10 protein-coding genes are annotated in these 13,220 nt (G+C 57.6%); 3 read left to right on the forward strand and 7 right to left on the reverse strand.

The window, feature by feature from the left end:
- Position 1 precedes the first annotated feature (1 nt).
- The 6 genes from ACYQ2U_RS13110 to tssC all read right to left on the reverse strand — a co-directional run bounded on the left by ACYQ2U_RS13110 (position 2) and on the right by tssC (position 8,734).
- The gene (locus ACYQ2U_RS13110; RefSeq protein WP_459950826.1) at positions 2 to 2,674 is read right to left on the reverse strand and encodes a contractile injection system protein, VgrG/Pvc8 family; all 2,673 of its coding nucleotides are present in this window, start codon (positions 2,672 to 2,674) and stop codon (positions 2 to 4) included.
- Positions 2,671 to 3,783: a type VI secretion system baseplate subunit TssG gene (gene tssG / locus ACYQ2U_RS13115; RefSeq protein ID WP_459950827.1), complete on the reverse strand. Its 1,113-nt coding sequence runs from the start codon at positions 3,781 to 3,783 to the stop codon at positions 2,671 to 2,673. The genes ACYQ2U_RS13110 and tssG overlap by 4 nt, the downstream gene beginning before the upstream one ends.
- Positions 3,747 to 5,561, reverse strand: a complete 1,815-nt coding sequence (tssF, locus tag ACYQ2U_RS13120; protein ID WP_459950828.1) for a type VI secretion system baseplate subunit TssF — start codon at positions 5,559 to 5,561, stop codon at positions 3,747 to 3,749. Before tssF ends, tssG begins: the two co-directional genes overlap by 37 nt.
- Positions 5,562 to 5,573: 12 nt before the next feature.
- Positions 5,574 to 5,978, reverse strand: a complete 405-nt coding sequence (gene tssE, locus ACYQ2U_RS13125) for a type VI secretion system baseplate subunit TssE (protein WP_459950829.1) — start codon at positions 5,976 to 5,978, stop codon at positions 5,574 to 5,576.
- Positions 5,979 to 6,050: 72 nt separating this feature from the next.
- Entirely contained in the window at positions 6,051 to 6,644 is a 594-nt protein-coding gene (locus tag ACYQ2U_RS13130) for an Hcp family type VI secretion system effector (RefSeq protein ID WP_459950830.1), read from the reverse strand.
- Positions 6,645 to 6,685: 41 nt separating this feature from the next.
- On the reverse strand, positions 6,686 to 8,734 hold the full coding sequence (tssC, locus tag ACYQ2U_RS13135) for a type VI secretion system contractile sheath large subunit (RefSeq protein ID WP_459950831.1): 2,049 nt from the start codon (positions 8,732 to 8,734) through the stop codon (positions 6,686 to 6,688).
- Between the two features lie 538 nt (positions 8,735 to 9,272).
- Here tssC and ACYQ2U_RS13140 point away from each other — a divergent pair.
- The 3 genes from ACYQ2U_RS13140 (at position 9,273) to ACYQ2U_RS13150 (ending at position 11,410) form a co-directional block, all read left to right on the forward strand.
- Positions 9,273 to 10,253: a sigma 54-interacting transcriptional regulator gene (locus tag ACYQ2U_RS13140; protein WP_459950832.1), complete on the forward strand. Its 981-nt coding sequence runs from the start codon at positions 9,273 to 9,275 to the stop codon at positions 10,251 to 10,253.
- A gap of 139 nt (positions 10,254 to 10,392) precedes the next feature.
- Positions 10,393 to 10,623: a hypothetical protein gene (locus tag ACYQ2U_RS13145; protein WP_459950833.1), complete on the forward strand. Its 231-nt coding sequence runs from the start codon at positions 10,393 to 10,395 to the stop codon at positions 10,621 to 10,623.
- Between the two features lie 190 nt (positions 10,624 to 10,813).
- The gene (locus ACYQ2U_RS13150) at positions 10,814 to 11,410 is read left to right on the forward strand and encodes an RluA family pseudouridine synthase (RefSeq protein ID WP_459950834.1); all 597 of its coding nucleotides are present in this window, start codon (positions 10,814 to 10,816) and stop codon (positions 11,408 to 11,410) included.
- On the opposite strand, the gene ACYQ2U_RS13155 is transcribed toward ACYQ2U_RS13150, so the two are convergent.
- Entirely contained in the window at positions 11,411 to 13,219 is a 1,809-nt protein-coding gene (locus tag ACYQ2U_RS13155) for an acyl-CoA dehydrogenase family protein (RefSeq protein WP_459950835.1), read from the reverse strand.
- Between the last annotated feature and the right edge of the window lies 1 nt (position 13,220).

Below are 13,220 nucleotides of genomic sequence, written 5' to 3' on the forward strand. Positions count from 1 at the left end.
GCTAGAGGGTGATCTCGATGCTGGCGACGAGATTGATGCCACTGCTTTTTATCGTGATTTCGGCCTGGGCTCCGGCGGCACTGATGGTGACGCCGGGACCGGCGACGCTGACCCGTGTGCTGCTGCCCACCACGTTGACCGAGGTGCTGTCTCCCTGGACCGAGACTTCCGTGGCGGAGCCGGTGACGCTGATGCGATTGCTGCTGCCCACCACGGTGAGGTCGGTGCTGCTGCCGATGATGTTCATGCCCATGGTGCTGCCGGTAAGGGACATGGAGGTATTGGACCCGGTCAGGGTCATGGCGTTGGCGCTGCCGGTCATGCCCATATGGTCGGTGACGCCGGTGAGGGACATGCTGTTGCTGGCGCCGAGGGCTTCCATGCTTTCGCGGGAGCCAACGGCGGAGATGCTGCTTTGGGAGCCCACCAGGCTCAGGTCGTCGCCGGCGCCGAGCAAGGAAATACCGCTGCGCATACCGGTCATGGAAAGGGTGTTGCTCATGCCCTCCATGTTGATGGCCGCATTGCTTCCGGTGGCCGACAGGCTGACATTGGAGCCGACGGCGCTGGTGCTGATGCTTTGGCCGACGGCATGAAGGCTGGTGGAAAGCCCCACCACCGAGGTGCTGTTGCTATTGCCGATGGCGTCGCAGGAGGTCGTGCTGCCTATGGTGTTGGTGCTGGTCTGGACATTGGTGCTGGAGGTGTTTTCCACAATGTTGTGGCTGCTCACCGATTTTGCCGTGCCGGTGATGGTGGAATTGCTGTCGGTGTTGTCGAACACCGTGGTGCTCTGGCTCATGGCGCCATGGTGGGTGCTGTAGGTGGAGCCGTAGGAGTCGGACGCGGAGAGCAGGCCGTCCTTGCCGTTCTCGGAGGTGCTGTAGCTGTAGCCGCCGCCCTTGCTGTAGGAGGCATCCCGGTATTTCCCCGTGGCGTAGGCGTTGCTGACGATGCCTACGGCCTCATCCAGATTGACCGAGGATTTCCAGCCGTAACGAATGCTGGTGCCGTCGCCGTAGTGGGTGTTGTAACTATTGCCGACAAAGGTGCTGGCGGTCCAGCCGCCGGGGACCACCACCTTGTTGCCGTTGTTATGGACGATGGATTGGATTTCCGGCAACTCGGACTCGTCGTTGGCCCGGGCCACCATGACCGTGACGCCAATTTCCGGCACGGTTTGCATGTGGGAGGCCAGCTTGACCCAGATCGGTTGGCCGGCGCCGTTGTCGGTGGCCAGTTCCACCAGCACCCCCCGGGCGCGCAGGCTGGGCTTGGGCTCGGCAGACAGCTTGTCCTCCATGGGCATCAGCTTCAGGTCGAACACGGTCTTCGGGTAGTAGCGCCAATCCGTCGGAGCTTCATCCTGATCGTGGCCGACGACCTTGCCGAGGACCGTGCCCTGCTGGGTTTCCTGGATGGAGAAGGGGGTTACCAGTGCCGTGGTATCGGTCGCTTCAAACTGGTTGCTGTACTTGCCGTCATCCAAGCTGGCGTCATGCTTGACCTCGGTCAGCACGAACCAGCGCCCGTCGATGCTGGGGCACACCGGCTGCGGCGCGGTGCCCGCTGCCATTTCCTCGTGCACCTGGAATTGGTACCCGGCGCGGAAAACGGGACAAAAGCTGGCTCCCGAGAACTGCAATCCCGTGGCGGCCAGTGCCTGGGAGGCGGCGACGGTGTGATCGTGCACTTCCAATTTGCTGCCGCCGTATTGGTAGAGCTTGAACAGGCGGAAGGGTTGGGATCCGATGTCGCCGGATGAACTGTCGGCGTAAGTCTGAAAAACGGGGATGGTGTCCTCTTCCCAGGTTTCCTGGGTGGAGGCGAAGACGCTTTTCACGCCGCTGCTGATCAGGTTTTGGCGAATGCTGTACTGGCTTACCAGATCGGACTGTATCAAGCCCAGTTCATCGGCCGCCGTGAAGGTGTAGCGCAGCGGGCGGTCCAGGGGAACTTCCAGGTATTTGGCCTGATTGCTGAAGGTCACCGTATGGCTGTTGCCGGTGTATTGGAAGTAATAGTAGAGATGGGCCTTGCCCATCAGGCGCCGGATGAAGTCGAAATCGGACTCTCCCGCCTGGAGCCAGTCCTGGATGCGGGTGGAAGCCAGGTTTTCCTCGCCGAGAATGCTCTTCATGTCGTAGGCGACATTGTGTTCCTCGAGCACGGCGGCGATGGCCTTGGCCACGCTCATCTGGCTGAGAACCCGGTAGTGGTTGGTCAGGGTGAGGCGCCACAAGGCCGGCTTTGCCGTCGCCCGGTAAACCCCGGGCTGCTCCATGGCAAGGCCGCCGACGATGCCGTTGAACAGGGAAAGCTCTTTCACCGGTTCGCCCCGTAAGGCTTTGGCAAAAAGAGGACTGGCCCAAGCCCGGTCATCGGCGTCGGTTTCGCCTTTCACCGGCAATTGCACGCCGAAAGTGATGGGGCGGCCCATCAGCTCGTCGAAGCGCAGGGCAGGCTGATCGTAGTCGGTGTTGCCATGGAGTTCCAGTTGGAACTCGAAGGGCTCGGAAATCTTCTCCTGGCCCTGGAGATGCACCAGCCGAAAGGTTTCTGCACCCAGTATCCGACCATCGGCCAGGGTGATGGCGCAATGGAGGTAGACCGCGGGATGATCCGCCTTGGCGATAGCCGTCTGAAGATATTTGGCGTCGATATGGTCGTTCATGCGGCCCTCTGCAATGGGAAGGCGGGAATGCGGACATCCACGCAGCGCAACTTGGCCCTATCGCTTTTATTCCCCGAGCACCAGGCCGTGTGACCCAGGTAAAGACCAATCCGCCGGGCGTCGGGTGCGGCAGTCAAATGACGCTCCGGATGCTGGGGCTCGGGTGTTGGATCATCCTGAACCAGGAAACGCACCAGGCAGTTGTGCCGCCGGTCCAGCAGGTAGCGCAGCAAGGTGGCAAAGGCGGAATGGGCGTGGGGATTCTTTTCCGGCAGCAACTGGATGAATCGGGAATAGTCCATGGGACCGACAACAACGGTCACATCGGCATGCTCATCCCAGGTTCTTGCGCCGGCAATGCTGTTCTGACCGAGACGGCAATTGGCTTTGCCCAAGGCCATCAGATCCGATTTCTCGATGGTGTGCCAATTTCCCTGGAGCGGTTCAAGCCGAACGGGAACCTGTAGGTAGGTCCTCAAAACCGCCTGCAAGACCGGAGGGCTGCGCCGGGAATTGGTGAGGAGTCCCGCCAGTCCAAGCAGAGCACGCCGCGGCAAGGGTAATTGTTCAGCCAAGCCCGGCGTGAACAGGCCCATCATCGCTGCCAGATATCCCGCGATGCGGCCTTGCTCAGGATTCGTGCCCTCCAGGCTGGGCCGATGGCGGGCCTTGAGTCGGTAGCGAAGGGCGTTGAAGCGATGGTTGAAAATATCCAGAAAAGCATTGGTATCGCCGTTGCCGTCCCGTTCCTGGTCGCGAATCCATTCGATATAGGTGTCGGGCAGGGGCCCCTGGGCGCCGGCGAGGCAATAGTTGTTCATCACCACGTCAGGCGGTGCCGGATGGGTTTCGCCTTGAACAAGCACTTCCCTGTCCTGCACGGCGCAGACTTCTCGTCCAGGGAAGGCGCCTTCCGCATTGGATCGGAAGCGGACCGAGGCATCCAACTCCTTCACCGTCACGGTCGTCATTGCCTTGGCGGGTGCGTTGGCCTGACGCCGACGCTCGAGCAGGAGCAACCACACCAACTGATAGAAGTCGATGTGGGCGTAGTCCTGCCGCAGGCGGCGGGTTAGAGGATCGGCAGTGCGCCAGCCAGGGGCGGCCATTGCTTAACCGTGCCTTTCTTGTCCATGGTTTCGAGACTGACTTCTACGACCGTGTTGATACTGGCGTAGAGGGAAAAAAAACGACGTAAAACTTCGGCGAACAGGACGGAGTTGCTGCCATTGGCACGCAAGCTGTCGATCTTGAGATGGATGTGCAGGCCAGATAAAAAACCTCGCCAGCCGTCTTTTCCACGGTGGCGGACCATGGGCCGGCAGGCCAAATCCACCAAACTGTCGATTTGTTTCCAGCCTTGGCTGCCGGCGCGGCCGAGATGGAGGCGCAGGATGCTTTTCAGCGCATTGAGGGCGATCGTGCCTTCGCTGAGGGAAAGATGATTCAACATCAGTTGCGAAACCAGCGCCCAAGGCTTGTTGCCCATCAAGGATGGTGCCTGATAGGGCGTCGGTTTGCTGACGATGCGGATGCCGTGAACCGGACCGGGACCTTCCAGGGTAAGGTCGTTGCCGATTTGCAGGCTCTCTCCCAAGCGCCGGTTGGTGCACAGGACGCGACCGCCGATGACATCCTTGGTGGGTTGGAAAGGGTCAAAATTCGGATCCTGGAAGGAGACATAGGTCTCGGTTCCGGGCACCGAACTCAAGGTGCTCTCGGCACGACGGCTGATGTAAAAGTAGTCCTGGTTTTCCATAGACATGAAGTCGTCGAGGGAAAAACAAGGGTGTATCACCCGAGGTGTGGCGTTGGGTCGGGTCGCCATCAGTTCTTCGATGGCATAGATTTCGTAGTAACGATGGTAGGCACGGTTGGCCACCAAGCGGTATTCGTAATGGGACTGGTCCAGGGCAAGGGGATCCAGGCGCTGACTGAACAGATTCACCAGGGGAATGCAATTGAGCCGAAGGGATTGGCTGCTGAAGGACAGGCCCCGATCTGGTGTGGCGCTTAAGGTGAACAGCAAATCGAACTCATGGATGACGCCGCTCAGGTCGAGATTGTCGATATCGAAGAACAGGAATTTTTCCGGGAAGGCAAAGTATTCCTGCACCAGGCGGTAGCCGGGGTGCACGCCGTAGCCTTGGGGCAGGGCGGCTTCCTCTTCGTCGAACCCGACCCAGCGCAAGCGACTGTTCTCTTGTGGACGGGGCTGGGATTCTCCCGGGACATGCAGCGCTACCCCAAGGAAGTCCAGTGAAAACAGTTCGTAAAGTCTGATCGACAGGTTGTCTTCGCTATCGATGTGGAAGCGAAGACTGCTGAGGTTGAAGTCCTGGATCGGATCTTTTCCCGAGCTGCGAATTTTTACCTTGAGGACGGAGTGGGTCTGGGGGTCGCGACCGATGCTGTCGTAATGGTTGATCGGTGTGAGGGCGACCTCGATGATCTCCAGGGGCCACAGAGGCGTTTCGTAGCAGGTGCGGAAACGGCATTCGAGGGGCTGATCGACATCGCTTGCCGCGTGGGTTTTGAAATAGCGGCCACGGGCCAGGGTGGCACCGTTGGAGAAGTTTGCGCCATCGCTTCTGACGTCCACCTGAGCCACCATCATGGTGGGGACGGGCGCCGCCAAGTGGGGGTAAAGATGGCCCAGCAGGGCATTGGGGAGGAGGGCCTCATCTTGATCCACCTGGTGTTGCAGGCGACCCGATAAATAGGCGAAGGATTCCAGCAAGAGCTCCACCTGGGGATCGCGGCTGCGTCCTTCATGGGAGAGAGCAAGGGCGCGGGCTGCTCTTGGGTGGTCTTGACCGAACTCGACAGCTTGCCGTCGTAGGGCGTCCAGTTCGTCGACGAAATAATCCTTGAGGGTGTTGGGCATGGATGGCCTGCGTTAATCCATGCGAAGTTCGCTGGTGATGAGCACCGGCATGACTTCGTCTTCCACCTGCAACTGGCCCGTTACCGTCACCCGTCCCGAGGTATGGGGTGAGGCACTGGGCTCCACGGTGACTTTGGCCTGTTCCAGTCGAGGCTCGTAGAGTGCGATCATTTTCTTGAGATGCTCGCCGTAGTGCCGTAACTGCTGAGCATTGCCAGAGGACAGGTCGGGAACAGCCGCTTGTCCGAAGGACAGCAGATGATTTTCGCCGTCACTGTCCATCCCGCCCTCCAGCCAGGGACGGCTGGCGACGATGCACTGGATTTGCCGCATCACATTGATCTGCATTTCTTCCTTGCTCGGCTCATGTTGAGGATCGGGATGACGACTGGCGAGGCGCTCAAAAAGATATTGCATAGACGTCTCCGGGGGCGACCGCCATGCCGGCAACCCAGAAACAAGGTTGCCGGCATTCCAGACGGACAATGCTTAGGAACTAAAGCCGTCGGAGAACTTTCCATCGAGAGGCCGGTTGCGTGCCAGTGACCAGCCGCTGGAGATGTTGCCGCCGATGCTGGAGTCCACCTTCTGCACGGTGTGTTCCCAAAGGATTTCTGCGAAGTTCAGCTTGAACTGCTCGGTGGGCATATCGTTGGGGTGGGACTGGAACTGGATCTCGCTGATCATGGCGTAGCGCAGGGAAATGGTCATGATCACCGAAGTCTGGTCACCGGAATTTCGGCAGACATAAATCTTGGTCGGCCCGGAGTCCTTGGTGTCCAGCGGCTTTGCCCGCAAGCATCGGTCATAGAGCAGAACCGAGATCTTGTCCGCATACTTGACGCAGGTGAATTCGCTGACAATGGGGCGACCGGAGGTCCGTGCGGAATTGGACACGTCGGTGGTCATCTGTTGCTTGAGGCCTTGATGTATGGACACCATTTCGACACAACGTTTCATGTCTTTCATGGTCGAGTTGTCTCGCCACACATTGTCAATCAGGCTTTCCCCGGCATCGATCGTCCAGGCCTTGCCTTCGCCCATGATGCTTTGATCGCCGGGCTCCAAAAGAATCAAATCCATGTTGGTTTCCTCATTAATAAGTTGTCATCGCAGGGATATCGTTAGCCCGGTAGTTCGGCAACGAGGCGAATAGACGTGGTGAGTTCTTCCAGTTGGAAATGAGGCTTCAGGAAGATGGTGGCGTTGTAGGCCCCTGGCTTGCCAGGGATGTCCGTTACGGTGATCTTGGCATCACGCAAGGGATAGGCGGCCTTCATGCCTTGGGAAGCGTTGTCGTCCAGGAGTACGTACTGGGCGATCCAGCTGTTGAGGTAGCTTTCCACATTGCTCCGGGTAAGGAAGCTCCCCAGCTTTTCCCGCATGATGACCTTGATGTAGTGGGCAAAGCGCGATGCGGCCAGGATGTAGGGCAACATGGCCGATATCTGCGCGTTGCTGTTGGCCAAAGGCGAGATATAAAGCTTGGGCTTGTTGGTGGTCTGCCCGCCGAAGAATGCTGCTTTGTTGCTTTTCTTGGCATGACAGATGGCCATGAAGCCCAGATCGTTCAGCTCTTTTTCCCGTCGGTCGGTAATGGAGACCTGAGTGGGGCAGATCATGTCCACATCGCCCTGGTCGGAGGTGTAGGTGTAAACCGGCAAGCCTTCCACCAGACCACCGCCTTCGACGCCGCGGATGGCTGCGGTCCATCCGTACAGGGAAAAGGCGTTGGTGATGCGTTCCGCCAGGATAAAAGCCGGATTCCCCCAGAGGAAAGCTTTGGAGTCCTCACTCGGCAGGGGAGACTTGAGTTCCTCGTAGACGAAACCCTCTGCCGGGACGGGAACGCGGCGGGGTTTGGGGTTGGGAACATCTTTGGTGGCGGAAGGGCGCATCTCCGTGCCGTAGGGCAGACGCAGCAGCACCTTGGGCAGGGTCAGGGTGACGTAACGGGAGTCCTCTGACTCGCGGAAGGCTCGCCACTCGATGAGTTCGTCGGTTTCAAAGATTTTCTGCAAGTCGCGGGGCTTGGGAAGATCTCCAAAAGTCGACAAGTCGAAGAGTTTGGCGTCGGCGGAGGCGATGAAGGGGGCATGGGCTGAAGCGGCCACTTCGGCGATCTTGTTGAGGCGGCGAATATCGTCCGGCGTGCGGCCGAACTCATAGTCACCCACCAGCAGGCTGTAGGGTGCGCCGCCGAATGTGCCGTACTCGGCCTCGTAGATCATTTTGAATAGGCCGCTCTGATCGAACTCGACTGCCTTGTTCAAGTCGTCGTCCATGTCCTTCTTGGAGGCATCGAGGACGCGAAGCTTGAGCATGGCGCCGGTTTCCGATCGGGATACCAGATAGTGCAGGCCGCGCCAGGTGGCTTCGATTTTCTGGAAGCCTTCGGCATGCATGACTTCGGCCAATTGCTTGCTGATCAGAACGTCGAGGGAGGCGACCTTGTCGTCCATGAAGGCCGCTGCCCCGGTCAGGTGATCGGCAGGGAGGTCCACAAGAAGTTCCTGATAGAACTCACCGGCCAACTCGGAGGCTGCCTTCTTACGCCCCTCGATTTCCACACCGTCGGCATCCAGGTAGTAGCCCTTGAGGAAGGCATCTGCTGCATCGGGAAGGGCGGTAGTTCCCAAGGCATCGGCTTTTACGCCATCAAATGAGCCTTTGAGTGCCCCCTGGAGATCGGCATCGTTCAACGCTTTCTCGAAGAACATCTGAACCGGGGTGCTACCTTCCCCTTTGGCCTGGAGCTTGCGGATGTTTTTGCGAGAGTCGTAGAGTTTTTTCAACTCGGGAATTCTTTCGACGACCGCCGCCGGTGAAAAGTCGTCCAGGGATGAGAAGACGATGGAGCCACCTAGATTGACGGGGGCTTCAGGGGTGGATGCCGGGTCAAGAAGGTTTTTGACCTTGCCCAAGCCGACCCGGGGGCCGATCTTTTTCATCAGATCGTTGAAGTTGTCCCGATCGATCTCCGTCATCTTCCGCTCTTTGATGGGCGGCAGCGGTGGTTTCTCAGGATCCAACTCGCCGGAGAGATCGGCAAAAATCCCGACGATGAATGGAAGTTCTTTTTTCTCGATCGCGCCAGCGGTTTCCACATCGTAGGTGATGCGTACCCGTGGCGGTCGAACCCGTAACAGTTTGTCTTGGATGCTTCCCAACATAGTGTGTGCTCCAAAGTTTCGAGAAAAACGCCACACCGTCCCTATGGTCGGGGGCCCGTGCTTTGTCCATCCTGGTTCTGTGCGCGACCCACCTCAGGTTTGCACTGACCGTGAGGGACAAAGATGTTGTGGGCGGAATAACTCAAGACCTGTGCCAACAATCGAAAACCCAACAAACCACTGATAAAAAAGTATTTTTTTGACTGACTAGAAAATCAGTTTTACTCACATGCGGTTTATTTCACCCATCGCCTCAGGCCGTGATCCTTCCTTTTCCCTTGAAATTCCTGGGTACAGCCGGCATTTCTTCGCATGGGTAGTTTTTCCCCAAGGTGGGTGTTTTCCATTCATCGTTTTTCGGTCACTGATTTTCATGCCATCACTAATGCGAACGGTATATATCTTTTGTTTAAGCACATCATTCGGCAATAAATTTCTTCACATTGCAGACGCTAGTTTTTTATTTTTCGTATGACATACTGCTAGTCCGATCTTGTTTTTCGCAAGAAACATAGCCCTTCACTCCAGGAGCGTGCGGATGGAAAACATGGCCAGTTCCAACTTGCTGGGAAGCTCTCAGCAGTTCAAAAATGTTCTTCAACAAATACGACGTTTTGCAAATGTTGGCGCTACTGTCCTTATCACAGGAGAAAGCGGCACGGGTAAGGAACAGGCCGCCCGCGCGCTTCATTACCTGGGGGAGCGGAAGGGAAAACCCTTTGTTCCGGTTAACTGTGGCTCACTGGCGGAGAGCTTGACCGAGAGCGAGTTGTTCGGCCATGAGAAGGGCGCATTCACCGATGCGAAGAATGCTTCCAATGGCCTGATCGGCGAGGCGGATGGCGGAACGCTCTTTCTCGATGAAATTGATGGCCTATCGAGCAAGGCCCAAGTGACGCTCCTCAGATTTCTTCAGGATCGCACCTACCGTCGAGTTGGGAGCGGAACCTTGCGCCACGCTGATGTCCGCGTTATTGCCGCAAGCAATGCTGATTTGGAAAAATTGAGTCAAGCCCAGCGGTTTCGGCTGGATTTGCTTTACCGACTCAATGTTCTCAAGTTGCACATACCACCATTGCGTGAGCGCGGCAGCGATGCGCTCGAAATGGCCCACGCTTATTTGCGCCGTCTTGAACGGCAGTATCAAATGCCCGCCAAAAGGCTTCATCAGGATGCCGTTGATTTCATCCAAAACTATGAGTGGCCCGGCAACATACGAGAACTAGAAAATCTATTACACCAGGACTTTCTCTTGACCGAAGGTGATGAATTGCAATTGCAGGTTGCTCGCAGCAATTTATCGTCGAAATGCTTTGGTCTTGGCTTGCTCAATCGCACCCGTTTTTCCTTCAAGGAGGCCAAGGCACGGAGCATCGCTGAATTTGAACGCTCTTATGTACAAGAACTACTCAACCTTACCCAGGGTAACTTATCCGCCGCTGCCAGGATGGCGGGGAAGGAACGAAGTGCTTTTGGAAAACTGGCGCGCAAGTATGGTTTCGGCGTTAACGAAGCTTGAGTTTCACCGCATCGACACCATGTGTATGAGGGTAGGGGGTACAAGTTACGTAGCCGTGAGCTAGTCGAGCAGCTGTACTTGTCTTTGCTCGTAGTAATCGTCATCCTTCTTACTTCGAGGCCAATCACCAAACTCCAGAATGGACTCCACCTTCATAGAAAACTTGGCCATCGCCATTATTGATTATCTGCAACGACATCCAAAGAGTGCTGACACTTTGAGTGGAATTCACGCATGGTGGCTGCCAAGCGAATTGGCATTGCAGCCCCAGCTAACTGAAAAAGCGCTTGATCTGCTTGTATCACGCGGCCAGCTTGAATCAGTCACGATCGGCAACAACAAGATCTACCGTCGCCCAATGAATGTCTAGTTTCCTTAGCCGTATTAAAAGGATGAAAGCCAATTTTATTATTTTACATAATATACATTATTTGGCATTATGGTGATACCATCCCGAAATTCAGATCTCCTTGAAATCTCATTCCGTGTCCGACGCTCCTCGCTTTCAATACCAACCGCCTGCCCATGAGGGTTTGAGAATCCTTCATTTATCCAAGCAGATGATCGTGCTTGAAAAGCCGGAAGGATTGCTCACCGTGCCTGGCAGAGGTGATGATCGGGCCGACTGTCTGTTGAGCCGCGTTCAACTGGAGTTTCCCGATGCCATGATCGTCCATCGTTTGGATTTGGCTACGTCGGGGATTGTCGTAATGGGACGTGGACCGAAGTACCAACGAGAGTTAAGCATCCTGTTCCAAGACCGCAAGGTCAGCAAGCGCTACCAAGCTTTGGTTGACGGCTGTGTCGAGACGCCGGAAGGCTCGGTCGATTTGCCGATGATCGTGGACTGGCCCAACCGGCCACGCCAGATTGTGGACCATGTCCATGGCCGGCCCAGCTTGACACACTACAAGCGCTTATCGGTCGATGCCGAAGGAGATACCACTCGGGTGGAGTTGGAGCCGGTTACCGGTCGTTCCCACCAACTGCGGGTGCACATGAATGCCCTGGGGCATCCGATTCTCGGCGACGACTTGTACGGCACGGAAAAATCCATGACTGCCGCCAAACGCCTAATGCTCCATGCCTGTTATCTGGCATTGGCGCACCCGGCGACGGGGAAGACATTGGAAATCGTCTCCCCGCCGCCCTTTTGATCAGCCTAGCCAGAAAGACGTTTCAAGATCGCAGACCGAAGGCGCGCCGTGGGTGATTTCCTCGGCATAGGCATTGGCCTGGGGCAACACGTGGTGGGCAAAGAAGGTGGCCACCGCGATTTTTTCCTTCAGGAAAACCGGGCTGAAAGTGCCCTCTCCCTTGGCTTGGACAGACTCCGCTGCAAGCGCGGCGCTGGCCATTTGCCAGCCTCCGAAGACCGTGCCTGACAGGTACAGATAGGGTACGGCACTGGCGGCCACGGCACCGGCATTGGTCCGCAGCTGTCCGGCAACCCAAAGCGTGGCACGCGATAGGGCCTCGGCGGCCACTGCGAGCTTGAGGCCGATGCCCTTGATGGTGGCATCGCCGGATTCGCGGCATTGCGAGATCGTCTGCTGGATTTGGGCGAAAATCAGCCGGGCAGTGGCGCCCTCGTCGCGCAACAGCTTGCGGAACACCAGGTCGTTGGCCTGGATGCCCGTGGTGCCTTCGTAGATCGTAGTGATCCGCGCATCGCGGAGGTGTTGGGCAGCGCCAGTCTCCTCGATGTAGCCCATGCCACCATGTACCTGGACGCCGAGGGATGCCACATCCACGCCGGTTTCCGTGGCCCAGCCTTTGACAATGGGGATCAGATACTCGGCCTGGAACAAGTAGCGCTGACGTTCCTCCTGCTCAGGATGGGCATGGGCCCGATCCAGCCAAGAGGCCGTCAGATAGGCCAGGGCGCGGGCGGCTTCCACCCGTGACCGCATGGACAGCAGCGTGCGCTTGATTTCCGGATGGTGCACGATGGCGACACCATCCTTGCCGGTCACCACATCCCGTCCCTGAATCCGTTCGCGGGCATAGGACAGTGCCTGTTGATACGCCCGCTCGCCAATGGCGACCCCTTGCAGGCCGACGCCCAGACGGGCTTCGTTCATCATGATGAACATGTACTCAAGACCGCGATGGGGCTTGCCCACCAGGTAGCCGACCGCCCCACCCTTCTCACCGTAGGTCATGACGCAGGTCGGGCTGGCGTGAATACCCAGCTTGTGCTCCAAGGAAACACACTGAACATCGTTACGCATGCCCAGGCTGCCGTCGGCGTTTACCAGGAACTTGGGTACCACGAACAGGGAAATTCCCTTGATGCCCGGCGGCGCATCGGGCAAGCGGGCCAGCACCAGGTGGATGATGTTCTCCGCCAAATCATGCTCGCCATAGGTGATGAAAATCTTTTGGCCGAAGATCCGGTAACTGCCATCATCGCTTGGTTCGGCCTTGCTACGTAGCAAGGCCAGATCGGAACCGGCCTGGGGCTCGGTCAGGTTCATGGTGCCGGTCCATTCGCCGCTCACCAACTTAGGCAGATAGATGGCCTTGAGTTCATCGCTGGCGCAGCGGCTGATGGCTTCGACGGCACCGGCTGTCAACAGCGGACCAAGGGAGAAGGATAAGTTGGCGGACGTCACCAGTTCCTTGACCGCCAGGGACAGCACGCTGGGCAGACCCTGCCCACCGAAATCGGTAGGGGAACCGATGCCATTCCACCCGCCTTCGCAAAAATGGCGGTAGGCGTTTTGCCAACCTGGTGGCGTTGTCACGCAGCCATCGGCATCGAGCTGACAGCCGGTCGTGTCGCCGATACGGTTGAGGGGGGCAACGACTTCCGCGGCAAAACGACCGCCCTCCTCCACGATGGCCTCGGCCACATCGGAAGTGGCTTCCTCAAAACCCGGCAATTGGGAAATGGAGGAAAAGTCCGTCAATGTCTCCATGACAAAGCGGATGTCGGTGATCGGTGCTTGATACTGGCTCATG

This window comes from Denitratisoma sp. agr-D3 (assembly GCF_054658675.1).